The sequence below is a fragment of the Vibrio sp. 2017_1457_13 genome (assembly GCF_030851525.1).
Lineage (GTDB): Bacteria > Pseudomonadota > Gammaproteobacteria > Enterobacterales > Vibrionaceae > Vibrio > Vibrio metschnikovii.
The window spans coordinates 1-25,991 of the sequence record NZ_VHTA01000004.1; the positions used below are offsets into that span (position 1 = coordinate 1).

General features: G+C 45.5%; 17 protein-coding genes, 1 tRNA gene and 1 riboswitch. Of the genes, 12 read left to right on the top strand and 6 right to left on the bottom strand.

What is annotated here, in order from left to right; all coding sequences use genetic code 11:
- Window positions 1–48 precede the first annotated feature (48 nt).
- Window positions 49–125: transfer RNA gene (locus FKN88_RS06120), tRNA-Trp, on the top strand.
- A 269-nt stretch (window positions 126–394) separates the two neighbouring features.
- Here FKN88_RS06120 and FKN88_RS06125 read toward each other — a convergent pair.
- The gene (locus FKN88_RS06125; RefSeq protein ID WP_154169302.1) at window positions 395–1,681 is read right to left on the bottom strand and encodes a sodium:proton antiporter; all 1,287 of its coding nucleotides are present in this window, start codon (window positions 1,679–1,681) and stop codon (window positions 395–397) included.
- A gap of 192 nt (window positions 1,682–1,873) precedes the next feature.
- On the opposite strand from FKN88_RS06125, the gene metH reads away from it, so the two are divergent.
- Window positions 1,874–5,554: a methionine synthase gene (metH, locus tag FKN88_RS06130; RefSeq protein ID WP_154169300.1), complete on the top strand. Its 3,681-nt coding sequence runs from the start codon at window positions 1,874–1,876 to the stop codon at window positions 5,552–5,554.
- Between the two features lie 52 nt (window positions 5,555–5,606).
- Here metH and lysC read toward each other — a convergent pair whose 3' ends face one another.
- Complete coding sequence (gene lysC, locus FKN88_RS06135) at window positions 5,607–6,956, bottom strand: lysine-sensitive aspartokinase 3 (protein ID WP_154169298.1); 1,350 nt, start codon at window positions 6,954–6,956, stop codon at window positions 5,607–5,609.
- 110 nt (window positions 6,957–7,066) lie between these two features.
- A riboswitch (Lysine riboswitch) is annotated at window positions 7,067–7,243 on the bottom strand.
- A gap of 228 nt (window positions 7,244–7,471) precedes the next feature.
- Between lysC and FKN88_RS06140 the strand changes: the two genes are divergently transcribed.
- Window positions 7,472–8,599 (top strand): alanine--glyoxylate aminotransferase family protein, encoded by a 1,128-nt coding sequence (locus FKN88_RS06140; RefSeq protein WP_154169296.1) that lies wholly within the window; start codon window positions 7,472–7,474, stop codon window positions 8,597–8,599.
- A gap of 136 nt (window positions 8,600–8,735) precedes the next feature.
- Here the strand turns inward: FKN88_RS06140 and FKN88_RS06145 are convergent, their stop codons facing one another.
- The 4 genes from FKN88_RS06145 to FKN88_RS06160 all read right to left on the bottom strand — a co-directional run bounded on the left by FKN88_RS06145 (window position 8,736) and on the right by FKN88_RS06160 (window position 15,298).
- Complete coding sequence (locus FKN88_RS06145) at window positions 8,736–10,502, bottom strand: PglL family O-oligosaccharyltransferase (RefSeq protein WP_154169294.1); 1,767 nt, start codon at window positions 10,500–10,502, stop codon at window positions 8,736–8,738.
- Between the two features lie 108 nt (window positions 10,503–10,610).
- Entirely contained in the window at window positions 10,611–13,436 is a 2,826-nt protein-coding gene (gene uvrA, locus FKN88_RS06150) for an excinuclease ABC subunit UvrA (protein WP_154169292.1), read from the bottom strand.
- A gap of 144 nt (window positions 13,437–13,580) precedes the next feature.
- On the bottom strand, window positions 13,581–14,450 hold the full coding sequence (gene galU, locus FKN88_RS06155; protein WP_154169290.1) for a UTP--glucose-1-phosphate uridylyltransferase GalU: 870 nt from the start codon (window positions 14,448–14,450) through the stop codon (window positions 13,581–13,583).
- Window positions 14,451–14,647: 197 nt separating this feature from the next.
- A complete protein-coding gene (locus FKN88_RS06160; protein ID WP_004396115.1) occupies window positions 14,648–15,298 on the bottom strand; it encodes a LuxR C-terminal-related transcriptional regulator in 651 nt (216 codons plus the stop codon).
- A gap of 282 nt (window positions 15,299–15,580) precedes the next feature.
- Here FKN88_RS06160 and FKN88_RS06165 point away from each other — a divergent pair, with 282 nt between their 5' ends.
- The 9 genes from FKN88_RS06165 (at window position 15,581) to FKN88_RS06205 (ending at window position 25,988) form a co-directional block, all read left to right on the top strand.
- On the top strand, window positions 15,581–16,099 hold the full coding sequence (locus FKN88_RS06165; RefSeq protein WP_004396114.1) for a single-stranded DNA-binding protein: 519 nt from the start codon (window positions 15,581–15,583) through the stop codon (window positions 16,097–16,099).
- Window positions 16,100–16,244: 145 nt separating this feature from the next.
- Window positions 16,245–18,236 carry an RNase E specificity factor CsrD gene (gene csrD, locus FKN88_RS06170; RefSeq protein WP_154169288.1) on the top strand — a complete coding sequence of 664 codons (1,992 nt, stop codon included), beginning with the start codon at window positions 16,245–16,247 and terminating at the stop codon, window positions 18,234–18,236.
- Between the two features lie 6 nt (window positions 18,237–18,242).
- Complete coding sequence (locus FKN88_RS06175; protein ID WP_040904713.1) at window positions 18,243–19,685, top strand: hypothetical protein; 1,443 nt, start codon at window positions 18,243–18,245, stop codon at window positions 19,683–19,685.
- Window positions 19,685–20,335 (top strand): type 4a pilus biogenesis protein PilO, encoded by a 651-nt coding sequence (gene pilO / locus FKN88_RS06180; RefSeq protein WP_004396111.1) that lies wholly within the window; start codon window positions 19,685–19,687, stop codon window positions 20,333–20,335. Before FKN88_RS06175 ends, pilO begins: the two co-directional genes overlap by 1 nt.
- Entirely contained in the window at window positions 20,328–20,645 is a 318-nt protein-coding gene (locus tag FKN88_RS06185) for an MSHA biogenesis protein MshK (RefSeq protein ID WP_306687363.1), read from the top strand. The genes pilO and FKN88_RS06185 overlap by 8 nt, the downstream gene beginning before the upstream one ends.
- 12 nt (window positions 20,646–20,657) lie before the next feature.
- Complete coding sequence (gene mshL / locus FKN88_RS06190; RefSeq protein WP_154170706.1) at window positions 20,658–22,268, top strand: pilus (MSHA type) biogenesis protein MshL; 1,611 nt, start codon at window positions 20,658–20,660, stop codon at window positions 22,266–22,268.
- Window positions 22,269–22,313: 45 nt separating this feature from the next.
- Window positions 22,314–23,159, top strand: a complete 846-nt coding sequence (locus tag FKN88_RS06195; RefSeq protein WP_170906586.1) for an ExeA family protein — start codon at window positions 22,314–22,316, stop codon at window positions 23,157–23,159.
- On the top strand, window positions 23,156–24,274 hold the full coding sequence (locus FKN88_RS06200; protein ID WP_154169284.1) for a lipopolysaccharide assembly protein LapB: 1,119 nt from the start codon (window positions 23,156–23,158) through the stop codon (window positions 24,272–24,274). Before FKN88_RS06195 ends, FKN88_RS06200 begins: the two co-directional genes overlap by 4 nt.
- Window positions 24,264–25,988 (top strand): GspE/PulE family protein, encoded by a 1,725-nt coding sequence (locus tag FKN88_RS06205; protein ID WP_170904749.1) that lies wholly within the window; start codon window positions 24,264–24,266, stop codon window positions 25,986–25,988. The genes FKN88_RS06200 and FKN88_RS06205 overlap by 11 nt, the downstream gene beginning before the upstream one ends.
- Window positions 25,989–25,991 lie beyond the last annotated feature (3 nt).

The window sequence follows — 25,991 nt, forward strand, 5'->3', positions numbered from 1 at the left end:
TGATAAAGAGCTTTGCTAAACAGCAAGGCTTTAGTTGTAAGATTATTTAGGGGTGTAGCTCCAATTGGTAGAGCAGCGGATTCCAAATCCGCGTGTTGGGAGTTCGAATCTCTCCACCCCTGCCAGATACAAAAGGTCTTAGTCGTTTGACTAAGACCTTTTTTGATCTAGGTACAATATTTTTAATTTCGGTAGCTTCCAAAGCCGCGGATCCCGCTAATCGCCAAAAGATGCGTATGTTGGGTGTTAATAGCAAATCGTAAGCCTTAACAGCAATGTTAAGGCTCTTTTATTTTCTGTTATTTACTTATTAGAACACAACATTGGCATATAAAACGGGAAAATAAGGCATAAAATAGCCCTATAACGATCAACTTATAGGGCTATTTTCATCTCAGTCTTTAGTGTTGTCTGGCTCGGCCTGCTTCGCTTTTTCAATCATTGGAGTAATGGTAGAACCTTGCACTAAGATGGAAAATACAACCACAGCATAAGTCATCACCATTACCAATTCTTTCACATCAATTAATTTATCTGGAATGACCATTACCCCAGCTGGGATAGATAGCGCCATGGCTAACGCCAATCCACCTCGTAATCCTCCCCAAGTCAGAATTCTCACTGACCATGGGTTGTAATGACGAAAGCGTTTAAAGCCCAAATAAGATATCCACACACTCAGATAGCGTCCACATAGTACGAGTGGAATGGCAAAGGCCATTAGAATCCAATCTTCTTGATGAAATTCAAATAGCAACATTGACATACCGATCAATAAAAATAATACGCCATTTAAAAATTCATCTACGAGCTCCCAGAAATGATCTAAGTGCTCTTCACTCTCTTTAGAAAAACCGATAAAACGTGTCCAGTTACCGATCATAATGCCAGACACTACCATCGCTAAGGGACCGGAAACATGGATAACATCAGCAAAAACATACCCTGCGGTTGGGATACCGATAGTGAGTAAGAGCTCCATAGAATGGTCATCAGTAGCACTGATCAAGTAATGAAAGAGTAGGCCAAGTAAAAAGCCGTAAGCAATTCCGCCTAATGCTTCTTGAGCAAACAGTACAGTAACGCTGCCAATCGTTGGTGTTTCATGACCAAAAGCGATCGTGAATAGCGTGACAAAAATAACCAATCCGAAGCCGTCATTAAATAACGATTCTCCTTCAATTTGGGTCGAAATACGCTTGGGTGCATTGAGTTTTTTTACAATCGCAAGTACGGCAATCGGGTCCGTGGGGGAGATAAGGGAGCCAAACAGTAAACAATAAATCAGGTCAAGTTGAATACCAATAAACTGACAAAAGGCATACAACACCAGGCCGATGAAGAAGGTAGAGAAGAGTGTTGCTCCTAGAGCAAGTACGGTAATCTCCCACTTTTGTTCTTTTAGATTGGGTAGTTTGATCCCCAAGCCGCCTGCAAATAGCAGAAACCCTAATATGCCTTTTAACAAAAAGCTTTCAAAATTAATTCTCGTCACAGTATCAGTGGCAATTTGTGCGAGATAAAACCAATCATTTTGTCCGGCAATGATGATCAATATCGAAAGCATCATTGAACCAGCGGTAATAGCAATGGTGGTTTGCATCTTGATTATTTTACTGTTGATAAAAGCAATCATCATCGCCGCGGCAGATAAAAAGCATAGGGTGTAGTAGACCGACATTCTCTTTCTCATTATGTAACAAGGTGTAATTAAAATTTTCGTTGTATCGATAACAAATAGCAAACATTTTCTAACAATTAGGTTTTGTTAATTGCAGGATTTTCGATGTCATTAATCTGGTTTTTAGACGTCTAGATTTCTAACTAAACTGTGATAGGATGAGGAATAAATACAAGGGAGTGAGGTTTTACAGTGGGAAGTCAGGTATCCAAGCAAATTGAGCAGCAACTCAAACACAGAATTTTACTGATTGATGGTGGTATGGGCACCATGATTCAGAGTTATCAGTTACAAGAGCAAGACTACCGAGGTAACAGGTTTGCTGATTGGCATTGTGATCTTAAAGGTAATAATGATCTCTTGGTTCTATCTCAACCATCATTGATCAAAGCGATCCATCATGCTTATTTAGCCGCTGGCGCTGATATTTTAGAAACGAATACTTTCAACTCGACCACCATTGCGATGGCCGATTACGATATGCAGTCATTAAGCGCAGAAATTAATTATGCTGCTGCGCAACTCGCACGCCAAGTCGCCGATGAATGGACTGAAAAAACGCCCGATAAACCACGCTATGTTGCGGGTGTACTCGGTCCGACTAACCGAACTTGCTCGATCTCGCCCGATGTAAATGATCCCGGTTACCGCAATGTCAGCTTTGATCAATTGGTTGACGCCTATTCAGAATCGACGCGAGCCTTGATTGAAGGCGGGTGCGATTTGATCATGATTGAAACGGTATTTGATACGCTTAATGCGAAAGCCTGTGCTTTTGCGGTTGATGGTATCTTTGATGAATTAGGTTACGCATTACCTGTAATGATTTCAGGCACGATCACCGATGCGTCCGGAAGAACCCTTTCAGGTCAGACAACGGAAGCCTTCTATCATTCTCTGCGCCATGTTCGACCACTCTCTTTTGGTCTTAACTGTGCGCTTGGTCCCGATGAGCTGCGCCCATACGTCGCTGAATTATCGCGAATATCAGAAAGCTATGTCTCTGCTCATCCTAATGCTGGCTTACCGAATGCCTTTGGTGACTATGATCTCGGTCCCGAAGAGATGGCGGAGCATATTGCTGAATGGGCACAAGCCGGATTTTTGAATATGGTGGGCGGTTGCTGTGGTACGACGCCTGAGCACATTGCTGCGATGGCTAAAGCGGTCGAAGGCGTGGCACCTCGTCGTTTACCTGAGCTTAACGTTGCTTGTCGTCTCTCTGGCTTAGAGCCACTCACAATTGCCAAGGAAACATTGTTTGTTAATGTCGGAGAGCGGACTAATGTCACCGGTTCAGCACGTTTTAAGCGTCTTATTCGTGAAGAGTTGTACGATGAAGCGTTAGACGTGGCGCGTGAGCAAGTGGCTAATGGCGCACAAATCATCGATATCAATATGGATGAAGGCATGCTCGATGCCAAAGCCTGTATGGTGCGTTTTTTACAGTTATGTGCTTCCGAACCTGAGATTTCTAAAGTACCGATCATGGTTGACTCGTCGAAGTGGGAAGTCATTGAAGCGGGGCTAAAGTGCATTCAAGGTAAAGGGATTGTTAACTCTATCTCTTTAAAAGAAGGTAAAGCGAAATTTATTGAACAAGCAAAGCTGGTTCGCCGTTATGGCGCGGCCGTGATTGTGATGGCATTTGATGAAGTGGGTCAAGCGGATACCCGTGAGCGTAAAGTAGAGATCTGCAGCAATGCGTATCGCATCTTAGTCGATGAAGTCGGTTTTCCTCCGGAAGATATTATCTTTGACCCCAATATTTTTGCGATTGCCACTGGAATTGATGAACACAATAACTATGCGGTCGATTTTATTGAAGCGATTGCGGACATCAAACGCGGCTTACCTTATGCGATGATTTCCGGTGGGGTATCTAACGTTTCTTTTTCATTTCGAGGCAACAACTACGTTCGAGAGGCGATTCATGCCGTATTCCTCTATCACTGTTTCAAGCACGGTATGGATATGGGTATCGTTAATGCAGGTCAGTTGGAAATTTATGACAATGTGCCAGTCAGCTTGCGTGAAGCAGTAGAAGATGTGGTTTTAAATCGCCGCCCTGATGCCACGGAGCGCTTACTTGAGATGGCAGAGCAGTACCGTGACAATGCGGTTGGTAAAGTTGATGATCCGGCCTTACTCGAGTGGCGTAGTTGGCCAGTAGCAAAGCGTTTAGAGCACGCTTTGGTGAAAGGAATTACGGAATTTATTATTGAAGATACTGAGGAAGCTCGCCAGCAATCAGCAAGACCACTGGATGTGATTGAAGGTCCGTTGATGGATGGTATGAACGTTGTTGGTGATTTATTTGGTGAAGGTAAAATGTTTTTACCTCAGGTGGTTAAATCGGCGCGAGTGATGAAACAGGCGGTGGCTTACCTTGAGCCGTATATTAATGCGCTCAAACAGGCCAGTTCTGCTAATGGAAAAATTTTACTCGCGACGGTGAAGGGCGATGTACACGACATCGGTAAAAATATTGTTGGTGTGGTACTGCAGTGTAATAACTACGAAATTATAGATCTTGGCGTAATGGTACCGTGTGAGCAAATCCTGAAAGTCGCCAAAGAGCAGCAAGTGGATATTATTGGTTTGTCTGGTTTGATTACGCCTTCACTAGATGAAATGGTCCATGTTGCTAAAGAGATGGAGCGACAAGGTTTTAGTTTACCGTTATTGATTGGTGGCGCGACAACCTCTAAGGCGCATACCGCAGTCAAAATTGAACAAAATTATCGTCATCCTGTCGTCTATGTGAATAACGCGTCACGTGCGGTTGGAGTGTGCAGCGCTTTGTTATCGGATGAATTACGGCCCGCATTTGTTGAAAAGTTGGATCTCGACTATCAACGTACCAGAGAGCAGCATGCGCGAAAAACCCCGAAAACTCGCCCGATCAGTTTAGATAAAGCGCGTGCTAATAAAGTCGCTATTGATTGGCAAACCTATACACCGCCAACGCCAGCTAAACCTGGTATCCATGTCTTTGATAATTGCTCAATTGCCGTATTACGCCAGTATATCGATTGGACCCCTTTCTTTATGACGTGGTCTTTGATGGGTAAATACCCAGCCATTTTGCAGCACGAAGAAGTCGGTGAAGAAGCACAGCGTTTATTTCACGATGCTAATACACTCTTAGATAGAGTGGAGCGAGAAGGATTACTGCAAGCGAAAGGTATTTGTGGTTTGTTTCCTGCTGCCAGTGTGGGTGATGATATTGAGGTCTATGCCGATGAAACACGCACTGAGGTTGTGCATGTTTTACACCATTTACGCCAACAGACTGAAAAACCGAAAGGGGCGAACTATTGTCTTGCCGATTACATTGCTCCGAAATCGTCAGCTAAGCGAGATTGGATTGGCGCTTTTGCCGTGACGGGTGGGATTGGAGAAAGGGAGCTTGCCGATGCTTATAAAGCACAAGGGGATGATTATAATGCGATCATGATTCAAGCGGTGGCGGATCGTCTCGCGGAAGCCTTTGCTGAGTACTTACATGAGCGAGTGCGTAAAGAAATCTGGGGCTATGCGGTAGAGGAAGATCTGGCTTGTGATGATTTGATCCGCGAAAAGTATCAGGGTATTCGCCCGGCACCCGGTTATCCGGCTTGTCCTGAGCACACTGAAAAAGGCACGCTATGGCAATTGCTATCGGTTGAAGAAAATATAGGCATGTCGTTAACCAGTAGTTACGCGATGTGGCCGGGGTCATCGGTATCGGGATGGTATTTTTCTCATCCAGATTCACGTTATTTTGCCATAGCTCAGATCCAAGAAGATCAAGTTCAAAGTTATGCTGAGCGTAAAGGTTGGGATAAATTAACCGCCGAAAAGTGGCTTGGCCCCAATATTAATGGTTAACACTCCAAATAGGCAGGTCGCATTATGACGACCTGCTTGTTTGAGTTTAGTGTTATTCAAATAACTCTTGATGCAGCTTTTGAATGACCGATTTAGAGACGTGGCTATTGACTAAAAAGCAGAGATTATGGGCGCTGGCACCATAACAAATCATACGTAGATTAAATTCATCCAACACACCGAAGACCTGTTTGGCGTAGCCGGGCCTATCTTTCATTTTGTTACCAATCAGCGCGACTAAGCAGAGATCGTGTTCGACTTCTACCGTACATAAAGCCTCTAACTCTTGGCGAACGTGTTGTGGTAATTCAGGATTGCCGCCTGACGTATCGGTTTTATCTAAGGTTAGCGATACACTAATTTCTGAAGTCGTGATCAGATCTACAGAAATCTTATGTTTTGCCAAAATCTCAAACACTTTGGCTAAAAAACCATAAGCATGAAACATGTTAGCACTGCGTAGCGTTACCATGGTTTGATTACAGCGCAGTGCAAGTGCTCGAAACAGTGGCGTACTATCGACTTGTTGACGAATCCAAGTGCCTCCCTCTTGTGGTGCTTTGGACGAGCCCACAAAAACAGGAATACCATGACGAATCGCAGGCACTAATGTTGAGGGATGAAGAATTTTAGCGCCAAAATTGGCCATTTCTGATGCTTCACTAAAACTGATTTCGGAAATTGGAGCGGCTTTGGCAACAATCCGTGGATCGGTGGTGTAAATACCCGGTACATCGGTCCAAATTTCTAGGCCACAGGCTTGGATTGCTTCGGCAAATAATGCCGCTGAATAATCACTGCCTCCTCGACCAAGGGTCGTGGTATTGCCTTCTTGATCGGCACCAATAAAACCTTGAGTAACCACGACGTGTTGTTGGCACAGTGGATGTAATTTTTCAGTCACTAAAGATTGTACGGCGGCCAGCTGTGGTTCGGCTCGGCCATAGTGATCATCAGTACGCATCACTTGACGAGCATCAAAGCGTACGGCATCGACGCCACGTTCACGAAGGATTTGGGTAAGTAAATAAGTGGACATTAACTCGCCACAAGCCACAAGATGGTCGGTTAACTTTTTACTGACTTCAAACGCGGCGGCCTCTGCGGCTCGGCGTACCGTGTCTAAAATGGTTTCTATCTCAGCACAGACCGTTTTCGGTGCGGTTAAAGACTCGATAATCGTGTAGTGAATATCCGCTAATTGCTGAATAATCATCGCTCGCTGTTGGCTATCTTGTACTCCGTTTGCCAATTCAACCAGTAGATTGGTTACCCCTGAACAGGCACTGATCACCACTAACTTAGTAGCAGGATTATTTTCGATGATCGCGGCACAGCCGCTCATCGCTTGAAAATTAGCAACACTTGTTCCGCCAAATTTAGCGACATTGAATGCGTTCACAGCATGTCTCCCAAGACTTCCTATAAATAAAAAATAGTTGGTAATCCAACGTCCAATGTTTTGAAGAGTGTGAACTGAGAGCAAATAAAGAGGGATAACGGTTAAGCAATGTCCTCAGAAGCTCTTCATCAGTCTCGTCTGATGACAGTCACAGGGATTCAGCCCATGCAACCGGTAAATCAAAGCCTCACCTTTGTTTTACCTCGGCACTGCTCCCCATGAATCGTTTGTATTGGAGTTGAGGCTCCACAAATGATCTGCCTGGGCAGTGCTCCTCTTCTGCTATACCGTCAAGATTTAACGTGGTGTTGTTAGGTTAAGTCTCTTCGGTATAGATAGCGCATTCATTGAACGGTTTTGTTTGATTAATGTCAATTGCAAATGTTGCTACTCATGCAAATAAAAATGATCAGAATGTGAAAGTGGTTGGACCCCTAGACTTCGGTCGGATTGTGGTGGGAGATGATTTGCATTAACCTCAACCATTCACGTCATCGAAAAAGCAAGGAGCAATTATGGCTATTAGCAGTTTTATTCCACCTCGTCGGATCTTGATGGGGCCTGGACCTTCAGATATTTCACCGCAAGTATTACAGGCCTTAAGCCGACCGACCGTTGGTCATCTGGATCCATTATTTATTCGCATGATGGATGAACTGAAGCAGTTACTACAATATGCCTTTCAAACTCAAAACGAATTCACGATTGCGGTTTCAGCGCCAGGGAGTGCGGGTATGGAGGCCTGTTTTGTCAATTTAGTCGAACCTGGTGACAAAGTGATTGTCTGTCGTAATGGGGTGTTTGGCGAGCGAATGCGAGAAAATGCCGTTCGCTGTGGCGGACAAGTGGTTGTGATTGATGATGAGTGGGGAAAGCCAGTTTCAATCGAAAAAGTGGCCGCTACGTTAGCTGAACACAGCGATGCGAAAATTTTGGCTTTTGTACATGCCGAGACCTCAACGGGTGCTTGCAGTGATGCGCAAGCCCTCAGTCAATTAGCAAAACAGTATGGCATGTTGACAATCGTGGATGCCGTGACATCGCTTGGTGGTGTACCGCTATTGGTCGATGAGTGGCAACTGGATGCGGTGTATTCTGGAAGTCAGAAATGCCTATCTTGTGTGCCCGGTTTATCACCATTAACTTTTTCTCCCGCTGCGATTGATAAAATACACGCGCGTACCACACCGATTCAAAGTTGGTTCCTAGACCAAAGCTTAGTACTCGGGTATTGGAGTGGGGCAAGCAAACGCAGTTACCACCATACGGCGCCTGTGAATAGCTTGTACGCTTTACACGAAGCGTTACTGCTACTGCAACAAGAGGGACTAGACAACGCGTGGGATCGCCATCGCCGAATGCACAATATATTGAAACAAGGTTTAGAGGCGCTGGGATTAACCTTTGTGGTTGATGAAGCCAGTCGTCTACCGCAACTGAATACGGTGTATATTCCTCAAGGCGTAGATGATGCAGCTCTGCGTGACTATTTGCTTAATCATTACAACTTAGAGATAGGTGCTGGATTAGGAGCATTAGCAGGTAAAGCATGGCGAATTGGGTTGATGGGATACGCGGCGCGCCCAGAAAACATCGCCTTATGTCTGAAAGCGTTGCAAGACGGACTTGCCTTACAGCGATAACGCCGTATCGATGACGTGTTAAACGGCGGTATTCCCCTAATTCATTGATGAATGTTTATTGTCTGGTTAGGGGATTCTTAGCCTCTTTTGACGACACGTGTTGTTGGAAAGGCGTATCGTTGCTGGTTAAGCATCATCACTCACTAGACGCCGGAACGATGGTGCTGTCCGATGACGGAAAAGAAGAACTCGGCGGCGTGAAATCGAGCGTCGGGAAGAGGAACTCCGCTTCTGAACGGATTTGCGCCGCTCGGCTCTCATCGCCTAAGCCTTGATAAGCCAAGATGAGGTTACGATAAAAAGCGGGTCTTGGTTTATGCTGAATAACCGATAATGACCAATCGATATAAGGCTGGATGTAGTCAGTTCGTTGTTGATGCAAGCCTAGATTGAGGTAGGTGCTGTAAATATTCCAGTCGAAACGATCTCGCCATACCAATGGATTGGTGACCTTATATAAAATATCGGGATTGGGTGGATTCGATTTTTCGAATTGAGTAAGCACATAATTACTGTGCAGTGACGTTAACATATATAGGCTAGTGATAATCGGTAGTACTAAGCTCAGGATGCGTAGTAATGAACCACTGAGATGGCTAAAAGAGAAGGTGCGATATCGGGTAACTCGCTGATCAATCCAATACAGCAGAACGATAAAGCTAATCCAGTGAATGGCTGAGTGATAAAACGGGTACTCCAATTGACTATGCACAACAATCGGCACGAGAAGTGCAAGCATAGCGAGGCGAGTCCCTTTTTTCGCTGTCCGGATTTTCAGTAATACAAACCCAGCAGCAATCGCAATTCCCAGTAGGGGTAATAGTCCGCCTTCGACGCCCCAAAAAAGCAGTTCATTATGTGGATGATCCATAGCAGGTAATCCTGCAGGATAATTAGGGTTCAGTTGATGTTGGCGGGCAGTGTACAGCAAATATTCGGTTTCAAAATTCCCATAGCCATAACCGGTAAACGGCTTTTCAATCAACATGTCTACGGTTTGTGGAAAGGTATAGCGTCTTGGGCTATCAAGGTCCGCTTTACTGGTCACCATATCGCTGGTGCTCTGGCTGTACATGGCCACAAACCCCAGTAACACACCGCTAAGACTGGCGCTGATCCAGTAAACCAATCGGCGACGCGGAGCAAAACGATAAAGATAAGGTAAAATCATCATCGTTCCTAACACGGCAGATAACCAGCCAGTACGTGACGCTAACACGACTAACAAAGGCAGAGTTAGCAGCGGTGTAAGATAGAGCAGACCAATTTCAAACAGTTTGGTGTCATATTTTTTAGGTTGGCGAGCCAATAAATAGCCTGATACGATCAATCCCGTTGCCATAAAACTCGCCATCACATTCGGTTGTTGGAAAATACCGTAGGGACGATTAGCTAACGTATTATAACCAAACCAGTTATTGGGGCTTAACAGTAAGTATTGATACAGCCCAAATGATGCCTGAATAAGAACCGCCAGCAAGATATACCATAGTAAGCGCTGTTTATGCTTATTGCTCAAATAGAACTGTTGTAAGCAGATGAACAGCGCTAAGCCAGCCCATAACCCCGTTAACCGTCCGATAGCACCAGTGAGATAAGCGTTTCCATACAAGAGTGGTGTGCTTAAAATGCAGCAACTGACAAAAAACACGACCGTTAATTTTGAATAACGCAGGCTTTGGTTGAGGGCAATTTGATACCAACCGATGGCGATGGTGATACTGACGGCTATCCATGTCGTGGGGTTAAACGATAAGGCTAATCCTGCACCACCTGGATTAGGCATAAAGAAATGCATCGCAAGCAAATAAACAGCGCCAAGGGCAATCAGGAAAGCCTTATTTAAAGGGGCTTTTGGAACAGTCGGTTGCAGTTGAGTGCCGCTGAGTAGCAAAGTCGCCATAAATCTCACAATCTATTGTTGAACATCAATCCATTATTTTTTGAAACGCAACCAGTCATAAGTGACTGGTTGCGTTACTTTAGCGTTTTTTCGCGCGGCAATATAGCCTTATTGAATGAGCAGTGGTTTTAAAAAGCGTGCAGTATGTGAGCCTGCGACTTGTGCGACCTCTTCTGGGGTACCTTCGGCAATAATTAGCCCACCCCCTTGCCCACCTTCTGGACCCAAATCGACGATCCAGTCAGCCGTTTTAATCACATCAAGGTTGTGTTCGATAACGACGACGGTATTGCCGCGATCACGCAAGCGATGTAGCACGATCAGCAATTGCTGAATATCATGGAAATGGAGTCCAGTAGTCGGTTCATCAAGAATATAGAGTGTTTTACCGGTATCACGTTTGGATAACTCACGCGCAAGCTTAACGCGTTGTGCTTCACCTCCGGATAGAGTTGTGGCTGATTGGCCCAAGCGAATATAGGATAAACCGACATCGATCAGCGTTTGCAGCTTACGTGCAATCACAGGGACAGGCTCAAAAAACGCATGGGCTTCTTCGATGGTCATTTGCAATACTTCATCAATGCTTTTGCCCTTGTAATGGACTTCTAAGGTTTCACGGTTATAGCGTTTGCCCTTACATGCATCACAAGGCACATAAACATCGGGTAGGAAATGCATCTCAACTTTGATAACCCCATCTCCCTGACACGCCTCACAGCGCCCGCCACGGACGTTAAAACTGAAACGGCCGGGCTTATAACCTCGAGAACGAGATTCTTGAGTGCCAGCAAACAGCTCACGGATAGGCGTAAAAATACCAGTATAGGTCGCGGGGTTAGAACGTGGTGTTCTACCGATTGGGCTTTGATCAATATCGATAACCTTATCAAAATGTTCAAGACCTTTAATCGCCTTATAAGGCGCTGGTGTTGCTGTCGTCGCGCCATTTAAAGCAGTATGGGCAATGCTGAAGAAAGTATCGTTGATTAACGTTGACTTACCAGAGCCAGAAACACCAGTGACGCAGGTAAAGAGCCCGACAGGCAAAGAAAGATCGACACTTTTTAGGTTATTGCCAGACGCACCAAGCAGCTCGACCGTTTTATTCGGATCACGAGGCACTCGCTGAGTCGGAATGGCAATCTTCTTGGCTCCACTGAGATATTGGCCGGTCAATGAATGTGGATTAGCGATGATCTGCTCTACATGGCCTTCAGCAACGATGGTCCCACCATGTACACCAGCACCGGGGCCGATATCAATCACATGATCCGCCATACGAATGGCATCTTCATCATGCTCGACAACCAGCACGGTATTACCTAAATCACGTAAATGAGTCAGGGTTTTCAGTAATCGTTCATTGTCTCGTTGATGTAAACCAATCGATGGTTCATCCAGTACATACATCACGCCAACCAGTCCAGCACCAATTTGACTGGCTAAGCGAATACGCTGTGCTTCACCGCCAGAGAGCGTTTCGGCACTGCGTGATAAATTTAGATAATTGAGCCCGACGTTGACTAAAAACTGCAAACGGTCATTAATCTCTTTCATGACCTTGTCAGCAATTTGTGCTCGCTGACCTTCGAGCTGCATAGTGGCAAAAAAGTCTAAGGCGTCGGCGATACTTAACTCAACGATCTCTGGCAGAGTGGTGTTATTGATAAACACATGGCGAGATTCCAAACGTAAGCGAGTGCCGTTACAGCTGCTGCAAGGTTTGGTTGAGATGTATTTCACCAGTTCTTCACGCACGGAGTTCGATTCGGTATCACGATAGCGGCGTTCTAAATTATGCAAAATACCTTCAAAAGGATGGCGTTTAACGCGAATGTCGCCGCGATCATTGATGTATTTAAACTCGATTTCACTTCGTCCTGAGCCATGTAATACAACTTCTTGAATGCGTTTGGGTAGTTGATTAAATGGGCGATGGAGATCAAAATCGTAGTGTTCTGCTAACGCATTCAGCATTTGAAAATAGTAATAGTTTTTCTGGTCCCAACCACGGATGGCACCTTGCGCTAAACTTAAATTAGCATCTTCGATCACTCGGCTTGGGTCAAAATACTGCTGCACCCCTAAACCATCACACGTTGGGCAAGCGCCTGCTGGATTATTAAATGAGAACATTCGTGGTTCTAACTCACGCATGCTATATCCACAGTGCGGACAAGCGAAGTTAGCGGAAAATATTTGTTCTTCACCCGGTTGATCCATCGGCGCGATGACGACAATCCCTCCCGAAAGCTCTAAGGCAGTTTCGAACGATTCGGCTAAGCGTTGTTGAAGATCGCTGCGTACCTTAAACCGATCCACCACCACTTCAATGGTGTGTTTTTTATGCAGTTCTAACGTTGGTGGATCGGAAAGATCACAGGTTTCGCCGTCAATTCGGGCACGAATAAAACCTTGCGCAGCGAGATTTTCCAGCGTTTTAACGTGTTCACCTTTACGCTCTTTAATGATAGGCGCAAGCAGCATCAATTTACTGCCTTCCGGCATTTCGAGCACCTTATCGACCATCTGACTGATGGTTTGTGCCGTTAATGGGACTTGATGTTCAGGGCAACGCGGCTCGCCAACTCGTGCATAGAGTAGACGTAGATAATCATACACTTCGGTAATGGTACCGACAGTAGAGCGAGGGTTATGCGAGGTGGATTTTTGTTCAATCGAGATAGCAGGGGATAAGCCTTCAATATGATCAACATCGGGTTTCTCCATCAATGAGAGAAATTGCCGAGCATAAGCGGATAACGATTCGACATAACGACGTTGCCCCTCAGCATAAAGGGTATCGAACGCCAGCGAAGATTTCCCAGAGCCGGAAAGACCGGTGATCACAATCAGTTTGTCACGGGGAATCGTTAGATTAATGTTTTTCAGGTTGTGGGTACGCGCCCCACGTACTTCAATGTTGTCCATCCGATAAAGTCTACTGTAATACCAAGTAGGGTCAGTATTACATAGAGTGCGATTTGTGCAAATATTCACTGGATAAAAAAACAGTAAAAACGGAGCCGTTATCCAGAGGGCTCCGTCAATAAAGTGCTGACTAACCCTGAATGATTAGCCTTTAGTAGTTGATTGTTTCGCGAGTGCTACTTTTTGTTCATTCTGTTGGTATAAATGCTCAAAGCAGTAATTGGTTGCTTGGATATAGCCTTCGACGCTACCGCAATCAAAACGTTGGCCTTTAAATTTATAAGCCAATACACAGCCAGACTGGGCTTGTTTGAGTAGCGCATCGGTGATTTGAATCTCGCCACCCTTGCCAGGTTCGGTTTGCTCAATCAAATCAAAAATATCAGGAGTTAAAATATAGCGCCCAATGATCGCTAAATTACTCGGCGCTGTGCCCGGCTCTGGTTTTTCAACCATGTTATCGACACGGAACAGATCGTCTTTGATCATCTCACCAGCAATCACACCGTACTTATGTGTTTCTTCTGCAGGCACTTCTTGCACCGCAACAATCGAGCAGCGGAATTGTTTATACAGCGCGACCATTTGTGCTAAGACTCCTTGCTGAGCATTGACACATAAATCATCGGCAAGAACCACAGCAAAAGGTTCATCACCGACAAGCTCGCGGCCCGTTAAAATGGCATGCCCTAAGCCTTTCATTTCACGTTGACGAATGTAGGTAAAGTGAGCAGTATCAATAATTTGTCGAATATCGATCAGCAGTTCTTCTTTGTTGGTACCACGAATTTGGTGTTCCAACTCATAGTTCATATCAAAGTGATCCATGATTGCGTGTTTGCCCCGTCCGGTAACAATACACATTCCAGTCATACCGGCTTGAATCGCTTCTTCAACCCCATATTCGATCAATGGTTTATTCACCACTGGCATCATCTCTTTTGGCATAGATTTGGTCGCGGGTAAAAAACGAGTACCATAGCCGGCCGCAGGAAAAAGGCATTTATTAATCATTAGTCAGAACCCTATTGTTATTAAAGTGCAGTCGCTGTAAGCCCATAAAGGTTGTTGATCTTGCTTGATAAGCTTAATGCGCAACAATAGGCTAACTTTATCATGTTCTGATCGTGTGATTGAGCACATTCTGTGTTGGGTTATCGAAAATGTGCAACGCTACCTATTTTCGATAACATCCTAACAGCCCGATATCATTACTGAAAAAGATGGTGATTGGCCCAAGATATCGCTTGTGCGCGGTTTTTTACCGCGAGTTTTTTATAAATTTGGTACAAATGAGATTTTACGGTTAGTTCGCTGATAAATAAGTTCTTCGCAATATCATCGTTGGAAGCTTGCGCTTGCAAACAGCGTAAAATCTGTATTTCTCGAACCGTAAGATCGAGAGTGGCTTTGGTATGTTGCTCATGAAAGGCGTAACGAAAATGATGCAGTAATTGGTTCGAAACATGACGAGGCAACCAATTTTGGCCATTAATGATCTGCGCCAAGCCATGGGAAAGTTGCTCCGCACTATCGGTTTGATAAAAGAGTCCCTTTAAATTCCCAAAGCTGATTAATAGATCGGTCGGTAGTCGTTTATCAACATTGAACAAAATGGTTTCCAGATAGTGAGTGGTCAGCTTTAAAGGGCCAAGTCGATGACGGATAGTGCGATGATCTTGATAATCGAGCAGCAGTATCTTGTGTTTACTGTGTCGGTATTGTTGTACTAACGGTTCAGGCTCCACTTTTTCGATAGGGATCGCGAGTAGATGAAATGCTTTTTGTAACCGACTCGGAGTCGATTGATTTACGTCTGTGGTCAGATAGTAGATGGTGCGCGCGTAACTCGATTTGGGCATAGGGTTCATCCTGATTGATGTACAAACACGGTTTGTTCAGCATGCCGAAAGATGAGGTACGATACGAACGGTTAATCAACGCTTTGCGTAACATATCCACGAGCTAAGTAAATGATACTATTATCAAAACTTGAAATAACGACAAGGATCGAAAAAATGATCAGCGTGTCTGGATTTTCTCTTTTGCTGATAACAGATTAAGAGCGGAGATTGGTAGTAGTCACAAAGCGTGTTATTCTTTAGCACAATATTAAAAAACCAAATTTGATGACGGAGCAGAACATGGCAACCCGTGGCGTAAATAAAGTAATTTTGGTCGGTAACTTAGGGGCTGACCCTGAAGTTCGCTATATGGCAAGTGGTGCTGCGGTAGCAAATATCACTCTGGCAACCTCAGAAAGCTGGCGTGATAAAACCACTGGCGAGCAACGTGAAAGAACGGAATGGCACCGCGTAGCCTTATATGGCAAACTCGCTGAAGTTGCGGGCGAATATTTACGTAAGGGATCGCAGGTTTATATCGAAGGTCAATTACAAACGCGTAAATGGCAAGATCAGAGCGGCCAAGATCGTTATACCACGGAAGTTGTGGTGCAAGGTTATAATGGCATTATGCAAATGTTGGGTGGTCGTCAGCAAGGTGCAGCGCCTGGACAGGGGGCTCCTCAAGGTCAACAAAGTAACTGGGGACAGCCACAACAACCTTCAGCGCAGCAATCACCGAAGCAGTCAGCACCTCAGCAAGCTCAGCCACAATATAATGAGCCGCCGATGGATTTTGATGACGATATCCCGTTCTAGCCATTTGATTTTCAAAAAAAGCCGCGAAGTTCGCGGCTTTTTTATATAGTTAAGGATAAGCCCAAATCATTGAGTGACTTCAAGAAATTCAGGGCTCACTAATCTTACTTTTATGGCCGATGAATTAAGAAGGGAATTCAGCTTCATGCGGTATACGCCAACGCTTAAATTGAGCACACGTTTAGTCGCTTTTGTGACCTTAATTGTCACCAGTGCCATGTTCATCTTATTTATTGGTGGTGCACTCTCGTTTCAGCGTATGGGACAAGATTATCTCAAACACTATTTAAGTGGGATTGTTGACGTTGTCGATCAAGAGTTACACGATCCGCAAGCGGCAAACTCAATGCCGGATTGGATGCCAAAAATACTTCAGGCATCGAGTATTGTTGAGCTCGAACTCACCACGTCATCCGAGATTGTCTATCGTTTTTATGATAACACATCGAGAATCACAGCCGATCGCTTAACTCAGATGACCTTCCCATTACCGAGTCATCCCAGTTACGTCATTCATTTTAAAGCAGTACCACCCTATCTAGGGTATAACTACTCTTTTGGTGCCATGTGGTCGATCACTTTAGCGATTGGACTGGTCATTTTTTGTTTGGTCCGAGCGACAAAATGGTTGCGTGAACAGTTATTAGGGTCTGAGTTATTGGAAGAGCGCGGACGGATGATTTTAGCCGGACGTGTTGAGCAGTATGCCAAAGGAGATCAACGAGAGTGGCCTTATACGGCGAGTGAAGCTATCGATGTACTGATTGAAGAGCTACAAGATGCTCGTCAAGAGCGAAGTCGATTTGATAGCTTTATTCGTAGTCAAACCTTTCTTGATCAATTGACTGGCGCCGCTAATCGAGTTCTGTTTGATAGCAAATTAGAATCAGCTTTACTGGAAAGTGGTGCTCGTGGTGGGGTCATTATGATCCGGCTCGATGAACTGGATACTGCGCGTGAGCAGCAAGGAAAAGTCATCATTGATGATTTTATCGTTGAAGTGGGTGAATGTATTGCAAATGTCATTGCCCGTTATCCCGATGTGGTTCTGTCACGCTATTATGACTCGGTCTTCGCGATTTTTATGCCTCACCAAACCTCTAAAGATGTCAGTCATGTGGCGAGCCAATGTCTAAAATTGCTTGAGCGCCTAAGCCCGCCTTATCCTTTAGAGCGAGAAAACTGGTTCCATATTGGAATGAGTATGTACCAAGAGGGTGAACGACGTGGACGAATCATTGATGAAACAGAAACCGCGTTACGTAGTGCGCAGATGCAAGGCTGTAATGCGTGGAGCCGGTTTAAGAAGTTGGTTACGGTGGATGACGAGCGCGGTAGCGTACGCTGGCGAACCTTGTTCGAACAAAGTCTCATTCCTGAGAAAATTCGTTTATTCCGGCAGCCGTGTTATTTAATTAGCGAAGAGAATCAATTAACATTGATTCACGATGAGCTGTTTGTCCGCATTTATGATCCAGTCCAAGGCATGCTCAAGGCCTCACGTTTTAATTCTGCTTTAGAAACCGTTGGTTACGAAGCGATGCTTGATCGCGCAGTCTTCGTCCGTGTACTACAATTATTGAAAAACCAAGCATCGACAGAGCATTACTCGATTAATTTACATGTTGTTCCCTTTGCCGATAAACACTATTGGCGTTGGTTTCGTCATGAAATCATGCAGTTACCTTATGCTTTACGCACTCGGTTGTCTTTTGAGTTTGCTGAGGGGCGTTTAGTGCAACATTTAGATTATATGCGTCCAGTGCTAAGAATGATTGCGGGGTTGGGATGTAAATTGGTGGTTGGTCAAGCGGGACGAACGATCGTTGCGACTCATTACATTAAAGATTTACGAATTAATTACCTTAAATTACACCGCAGCTTAATTAAAAATATTGATCAACGGCACGAGAATCAACTGTTTGTGCGCAGTATGATCGGAGTGTGCGGGGGAACCAGTACCCAAGTGATCGCTGTGGGAGTGGAAACGCAAGCCGAATGGCAAATGTTAATTGCCCTTGGCATTCATGGTGGACAAGGTCGATGGTTTGCTGCAGAGCAGCCTTGGATTGTGGCTCCCAGTACTGAACAGCCCTCTGTCAAGCCGGGCAAAAGAAATCGATGGCGGACTAAGTAGAGAAAAATGAAGATGAATACGCTGTTTCATAAAATCACTCGTCGAGCGCAGCAAGACCGCAAATTATTTGCGGTTGTACAGCCGGACGCGATTTATTTCTCTGCTACTCAAGACTCCCCTCTTGCGACGCGTTATCCGCTCAGAGACGGGGCTTGGTTAACTTCTCTGTGTCAAGCGCTGCAAGCCAATCCCGTTAAGGGTGATGTCGTGGACGTGGTGTTACACGCTCAACTATACCAATGTTATCAAATGGATAAGCCAGCAGTGCCACGCGAAGAGTGGTCTGGTGCGCTGCCTTTTTTGCTCAAAGATTTGATCAGTGAAAAACCCACTGAGATTGTCGCTGATGCTTATGAGTTAAGTGGTAGTAACAAAATCCAAGCTTATGTGATCAGTATTAAGGTTATTCTAGAGCTTGCCCAAGCATTACAAAGCATTGGCTACCAATTAGGGCAAGTGATCCCTGAGCAAGAGATTTGGGCTAACAGCGTTCAAACGCCACACTTTTTATTATTACAACGCAGCAGAGAAGGCCAATTTAAGTTAGATGCCTTTGTTGACCAGCGTTGTTATTTTCAGCGCACTTTACGTGGTGTGGTCGCGCCAGTGACTGGGGAAACGAGCCCAGCATTGCAATTGGATGGCTTAGCGCTTGAACTCCAACGCTCAATTGATTACCTCTCTTCGCAATTAAAGGGTGTCGCGCTCCATCAGCTTAAAGTGTGCTGTGATGATGAAGATCATACCCAATTAGTGGCGGCACTGAATGAACGGCTGAACGTTAAAGCGAGCCCTTTATCTGAAGAGCAACAACCGCCGTTATCTGGGCAGGTATTAGCTCATTATCTGCCTTTAATGACTCGGCCTACATTAAACTTTTATCCGCGGCACTTGCATCCTAAGACCGATCACTTTTCTCTGCGTAATGTTATCGTAGCACTGAGTGGTGTCACGCTAGTCATGTTGGCGGTTGCTGGTTTTTACGCTTATCAAACTACTCAATTGGATCAGCAGGTCGCGTTGGCTCAGCAACAGACGGATCGTTTGAATCAACAGTTGGCAGAGCTTCAGCAACAACAAGCCAAACATCGTCCTTCGGCAGGAAAAGTTGCGGCCATCGAACGTATAAAACGGCAGATTGCAGGTCAGCAAGCTTCGCTAAGCGCAATGGATCAATTTACACACAGCCAGCAAGAAGGTTACTCAGGAATCATGAACGCATTAGCGAGCGTCGCTCATCGTGATATTTCGCTGACTCATATCGAGATTTCTCCCAATCGGTTAGATATTCAAGGTTTAGCTACCGAAGCTAAAGTTATCCCGTACTGGATCGGTAAATTTAAGCAGCAAACGCCGTTAGTCGGCCGTAATTTTGAACGTTTAACCATGGGGCGCAATGAGCAAGATCTGGTGACATTTGAACTGAAAACTCAGCAAGGAGCGAGATAATGAGTCAATATTGGCAAACGCTCAGTCATCTATTTGCTGAGCGAAAAAACAGCGAAAAGGGACTTATCAGTCTGTGTGGATTGGTGATCATTGTATTATCGATACAAACTTGGCTGGTTGATCCTTTACTTGCTCAGCATCAAATGCAAACCAATCGTTTGATGAGTTTGCAAACTCATCAGCAAAGTATGCAAAACACTATCCAACAGTTACAACATCAACTCAGTACCAATCCGGATGCGGATATCGACATTGAGCTCGCTCAATTACAAGCTTATCACCATCAATTAACAGAGCAGTTAGCGGAAAAAGTCGGCAGCTTAGTTTCTCCGTCACAAATGGCCTCACTATTGCAGGAAGTGTTAGAAAAAAGCCAGCGATTGAAATTGGAAAGTTTAATTTCATTACCCGCAGAGCCGATTGCTCTCCAAGAGCCTGTGGTGGGGGCCGAACGCTACTTTGTTCATCCGGTGCGTATCGAACTAACAGGTAGCTATTTTGCGATTCGTGATTATTTACAGGCGTTAGAGAACTTACCGGTTCGTTATTATTGGCGACGTTTTCACTATCAAGTAGGCGAGCATCCACAAGCGAGACTGTTACTTGAAGTGTACACGCTCGGTACGCAGAAGGAGTTTATCGGTGGCTAACATTCAATATAGCGCAATACTGATGGTGTTGATGAGCTCTTGTGCCATCGCCGCCCAAGATCCGACAGCGCCTCTCGGAGGACGTTCCTCTAGCGCTGGTGCGGTATCATCCGTGACCACGGCATTGCCTGAATTGCAGAGCATTGTTTGCCAGCAAGCTTGTTACGCAACGCTTAATCAACAAGTATTGTCTACAGGCGATGAGATCGATGGCTATCGGGTTAAGCAAGTCAGTGAGGAGCAGGTGACGTTAACTAAAGGGCAGCAGACTTGGCAACTGCAGTTATTTTCGCTGGATATCAAAGAGTAGGGTATAAAAATGATGCGTCAAGTTGTTATCGCAGTAATGGTTACCACTTTAGCGGGTTGCGCTATGGGGCACCGAGATCCGGTGGAAATAAAGCAAGCCTTGAACGAAGCAATTAATGAGGCCAATAGTCGCCAACTACAACAGTTACCCGCCTCTGTTGAAGCAGATTTAATGCCTGAGTTAGTCGACAGAAGCCGTGAGCAGCCGCTGCATATTGCTCGTTTTCGAGTGCAAGCTAACCAAGTTGATGCCGCCGCTTTTTTCACTAGTTTGGTTAAAGGCAGTGACTACAGCGTCGCCATTCATCCTGCGGTTTCTGGGCAGATTACCTTGAACCTAAGCAATGTGACTTTAGATGAAGTGCTGGCGGTGGTGCGAGATTTGTATGGTTTTGAAGTCGAAAAAGTCGGCAGAGTGCTACAAGTTTATCCTGCTGGGTTAAGAACGGTCACTATACCGGTGGATTATTTGCAATTTCAGCGTAGTGGACGCTCCATTACGTCAATCAGTACCGGAACGGTGACTAACCCGACTTCATCCAACAATTCAAGTAATAATACCGGTTCAAGTAATAATAATGCTTCCCGTGGGGGAACGGAAATTGAAACCATCAGTGAAAGTAATTTTTGGCAGCAATTAGAAAGTACCATTGGTCGATTAATTGGGTCGGGCAGTGGTCAGAGTGTGATGGTCACACCACAAGCGTCAGTGATCACCGTGCGCGCTTACCCAGACGAAATTCGTGAGGTTCGCCAGTTTCTCGATATGTCTCATTTACGGATTCAGCGTCAAGTGATCCTTGAAGCGAAAATTCTTGAAGTGACATTAAATGATGGTTTCCAACAAGGGATCAATTGGTCAAAAACCTTTTCATCTAATGGCAATAATTACCAGTTAGGTCAGGGGGTTATATCTAATCCAGTCTCTAGCTTACCGGGGATGGATGCGATTGGTACGTTGTTAGGTGGGCAGACCAATCTGGTTGTCAAAAGTGGCAGCTTTGATGCAGTGCTAAGTTTTATGTCGACGCAAGGCGATCTTAATGTCCTGTCTAGCCCGCGAGTCACGGCTGCCAATAACCAAAAAGCAGTGATTAAAGTCGGCACCGATGAATATTATGTGACTGACCTGACTAGTGAAGTCGGTACTGGTGATAACGCCAACGTCGCTCCCAATATTCAATTAACCCCATTTTTCTCGGGTATCTCACTCGATGTGACGCCGCAAATTGATGATGATGGGTATGTCTTTTTGCATGTTCACCCTTCGGTGATTGAAGTGGAAGAGCAGAAGAAATCGGTGCAATTTAACGATCGAATCATTACTTTACCGTTAGCGCGTAGCTCAATTCGTGAGTCTGATTCGGTGATTCGAGCACAAGATGGCGATGTGGTCGTGATTGGTGGTTTAATGAAATCGAATACCATGAATCAAACCTCTAAGGTACCGTTTTTTGGTGATATACCACTGTTGGGGCATCTGTTCCGCCAAACCTCCAATGTGACCCAAAAAACGGAGTTGGTGATTTTACTCAAGCCGACAGTCGTTGGGGTCAATACGTGGCAAAAAGAGTTAGAACGTTCACGAGACTTATTGCAAGAATGGTTTCCTGATTCCCAATAGTGATTGGTCGTCACACGTCGTGTTCATCGGGGAGATAAATCAGCCGTGTATTTAGCACACTTTGGTTTTGAGCAGCTACCGTTTCATCTCACCCCAGATACGCAGTTGTTTTTGGGGCTGGCACCTCACTATGAAGCGATTCAAACCGTCAGTGGTGCGTTGACGATGGGAGAAGGGATCGTCAAAGTGACCGGAGAAGTCGGCACAGGAAAGACCATGGTTTGTCGGATGCTATTGACCCATATGAGTGACGAGATCCTTTGGCTCTATTTGCCGAATCCGCTGTTAACCGGCGCGGAATTACGCCGCGCTATTGCCAATGAATTGCAATTGCCTGACGTGCCAGAGTTGCAACTAATTGAAGCTATCCAAACTCGGTTATTGGCGTGCCATCAACAAGGGCAACGAGTAGTGGTTATTGTGGATGAAGCTCAGGCTTTACAAGATGAAGGGCTCGAAACCTTAAGATTGCTGGGCAATTTAGAAACTGAACAGAGTAAGCTGTTACAAATTGTCTTACTGGGACAACCCGAACTTGATCGTCGATTGGCAGAACATCACTTAAGGCAATTTCGTCAACGGATCACCTTTAGTGCTCACTTGCGACCGTTATCGTTGGCCGAGTCAATCGCTTATATTGATAACCGTTTATTAAAATCGGGTTGCCAGCAGCCATTATTTTCTCGCCGACAGAAAAAAGCGTTATGGAAAGCCTGTCACGGCATTCCTCGTTTATTAAATCAGGTAAGCCATAAGGCCTTATTATTAGCGTTTTATGCTCAACAACCTTCGGTTTCCAATGGCCATGTATTTGATGCGATTCATGATACGTTTGATACTTGTAAACCTAAATTTAAAACCCCGCTGTTTTGGGGATGGAGTCAGCAATGAGTGTGATTAATAAAGCGTTATCGCAATTGGTGACTAAGCAACCGAATGGTTTAGCGGGTATAGAGCGAGCTAAGGTCGCTCCTGTCGCTGCTCGTCCAGCTTGGGTATGGGTATTGGCGGGTTTTGCGGTGAGTGTTGCTGTCGGTGGGTGGGCCGTTTCTTGGCAAGCGACCTCGTTAGATGCCTCTAATGGCCAACATTCGCTGTCGGTCACCGCTTCCCCTAGGCTGACTGAGAATCATCTTGAAGTCTCGATGCCGCCTTCACCGACTCAAAATACTCAGATGCCCGCGGTTCCTGTGTATCGGGTGGCTTCGGCTACGCGAACGGTATCACCAGAGGTTTCTCAATCTGATTCAGCGCCGCAGACGGTTTCTGCTCCAATCGCTCCTTTAGCGGTTTTGCAAGAGCGCAGTGTGCCCGCGCTGAGCGGAGTAAAAACAGCACAAGCGCCAGCCACGACGGTTACGAATGTTCCCGACATTGCTGTTGCTCAGATGTCGATTGAATCGGTACAGCTAACGCCAGAGCAATTGGCCCATAAAGCCGTAGCTCGCGCGGAGCGAGCGCTGGCACATAATGATTTTAACCAAGCCGTGAATGGTTACAGTGAAGCGTTACGTCACACCCCTTTAGATGAAGGCGTGCGTCAACAGTTGGCTGCACTGTATTATGGTAAAGGTGAATTAAGAAAAGCGTTTGATTTGTTGCAACGTGGGATGCAACTCAATCATGAGGGAGAAACGTTACGCATTGCGCTTGCTCGAATGTTACTCAAAGAAGATCAAAGTCAAGCGGCGCTGACTCCACTCGCGTATTTACCCGCTAACCCATCGATTGAGTATTTATCGCTGCGAGCGGCAGTTGCTCAGCGCAATCGAGTCGATGATATCGCTTTGCAGAGTTATCGATTGTTGGCAGAGCAAGAACCGAGCAATGGACGCTGGTGGCTAGGCTTGGCGATTACTCAAGAGCGTTTAGCGCAATGGAGCGAAGCGAAGTACGCTTATCAACAAGCATTGAACCATGTCGGGTTATCCTCTCAATCTCACCAGTTTATTCGTGAACGTTTACAAGCGCTGACTCATAGCGAGGAGACGAATCTTGCAAATTAAACTTAGAAAGCGTCTTGGGGATCTCTTGGTTGAAGAAGGGATCATTACTGAGCAACAAGTGCAACAAGCACTGGCGGCCCAAAAGCAGACAGGCAGTAAATTAGGCGCTACCTTAATTGAGCTTGGTTTTGTAACCGAGCAACAAATGCTTAGCTTTTTATCTCAGCAACTGTTTATTCCGCTGATTGATCTTAATCGCGCTCACGTTGACATTGATGCAGTACAAATCCTCCCTGAAGTTCATGCGCGGCGTTTACGGGCCTTGGTGATGAGCAAGCAAGGCAATCTATTGCGAGTGGTTATGAGTGATCCTGCGGATCTCTTTGCACAAGAATCATTACTCAATCAATTGTCTGACTATCAATTTGAGTTTGCGATTGCGCCAGAAAAGCAATTGGTTGAAGCGTTTGATCGCTACTATCGTCGTACGAAAGAAATCGCTTCATTTGCTGAACGTTTGCAAGCAGAACATCAAGAAAATGACGCGTTTGATTACGCCATTTCCGGTGAGGAAACCGAAGATGTCACGGTAGTTAAACTGATCAATTCACTGTTTGAAGATGCGATTCAAGTTGGCGCATCCGATATTCATATTGAGCCCGATGCCAATATTTTGCGCATTCGGCAGCGAATTGATGGGGTATTACATGAAACCCTACTTAATGAAGTCAATATCGCCTCAGCCTTAGTTCTACGTCTTAAACTGATGGCCAATTTAGATATCTCCGAAAAACGCCTACCGCAAGATGGGCGATTTAATATTCGTGCCAAGGGGCAATCGGTGGATATTCGCTTATCGACCATGCCTGTGCAATATGGCGAATCGGTGGTGATGCGCTTGCTTAACCAAACCAGTGGCGTACGTAAACTGGAAGAATCTGGTTTACCAGAGGATTTACTCCTGCGCTTACGTAAGCAACTCAAACGCTCTTACGGAATGATTTTAGTCACCGGCCCGACAGGGTCGGGTAAAACCACCACCTTGTATGGTGCATTATCGGAACTTAATGAAGCGGGTAAAAAGATCCTCACGGCAGAAGACCCGGTTGAGTATCGCATTCCTCGCCTCAATCAAGTGCAAGTGAATCCTAAAATTGGCTTAGATTTTTCAACCTTACTGCGAACATTTTTACGTCAAGACCCAGACATTATTTTGGTCGGTGAGATGCGTGACCAAGAAACGGTCGAAATCGGTTTACGTGCCTCGTTAACCGGTCACTTAGTGTTAAGCACGCTGCATACCAATGATGCGATCGATAGTGCATTACGCTTGATTGATATGGGCGCTCCCGGTTACCTCGTCGCCAGTGCTGTGCGTGCCGTGGTCGCGCAGCGTCTGATCCGTAAAGTTTGCCCAGATTGCAAAACCGAAGAGACTCTCGATGATGCTCGCCAGCAATGGTTGAATGTACGTTTTCCTAACCAAGTGTCGGCAACCTTTGTGCGTGGGCGAGGCTGTCAAAGCTGCAACCTAACCGGATACCGAGGACGGATCGGGGTGTTTGAAATGTTGGAACTCGAAGCGCATATGATGGATGCTTTGCGCTCAAACGACGCAGTAGGCTTTGCTAAAGCGGCTCGCGCTTCAGCAGGATACAAGCCTTTATTAGCTTCCGCGATGGATCTGGCTTTGCAAGGCATTGTGAGTTTAGATGAAGTGATGGCGCTGGGTGAAGGGGATATTTCCGGCCTTAATCAGCCGATTCATCTCTAGGAG

Bases quoted from the DNA above. Each gene is read 5' to 3' on its own strand.
- FKN88_RS06125 (WP_154169302.1), bottom strand. From the start codon at position 1,681: ATGTCGGTCTACTACACCCTATGCTTTTTATCTGCCGCGGCGATGATG.
- FKN88_RS06140 (WP_154169296.1), top strand. From the start codon at position 7,472: ATGGCTATTAGCAGTTTTATTCCACCTCGTCGGATCTTGATGGGGCCT.
- FKN88_RS06145 (WP_154169294.1), bottom strand. From the start codon at position 10,502: ATGGCGACTTTGCTACTCAGCGGCACTCAACTGCAACCGACTGTTCCA.
- uvrA (WP_154169292.1), bottom strand. From the start codon at position 13,436: ATGGACAACATTGAAGTACGTGGGGCGCGTACCCACAACCTGAAAAAC.
- galU (WP_154169290.1), bottom strand. From the start codon at position 14,450: ATGATTAATAAATGCCTTTTTCCTGCGGCCGGCTATGGTACTCGTTTT.
- FKN88_RS06160 (WP_004396115.1), bottom strand. From the start codon at position 15,298: ATGCCCAAATCGAGTTACGCGCGCACCATCTACTATCTGACCACAGAC.
- FKN88_RS06165 (WP_004396114.1), top strand. From the start codon at position 15,581: ATGGCAACCCGTGGCGTAAATAAAGTAATTTTGGTCGGTAACTTAGGG.
- csrD (WP_154169288.1), top strand. From the start codon at position 16,245: ATGCGGTATACGCCAACGCTTAAATTGAGCACACGTTTAGTCGCTTTT.
- FKN88_RS06175 (WP_040904713.1), top strand. From the start codon at position 18,243: ATGAAGATGAATACGCTGTTTCATAAAATCACTCGTCGAGCGCAGCAA.
- pilO (WP_004396111.1), top strand. From the start codon at position 19,685: ATGAGTCAATATTGGCAAACGCTCAGTCATCTATTTGCTGAGCGAAAA.
- mshL (WP_154170706.1), top strand. From the start codon at position 20,658: ATGCGTCAAGTTGTTATCGCAGTAATGGTTACCACTTTAGCGGGTTGC.
- FKN88_RS06200 (WP_154169284.1), top strand. From the start codon at position 23,156: ATGAGTGTGATTAATAAAGCGTTATCGCAATTGGTGACTAAGCAACCG.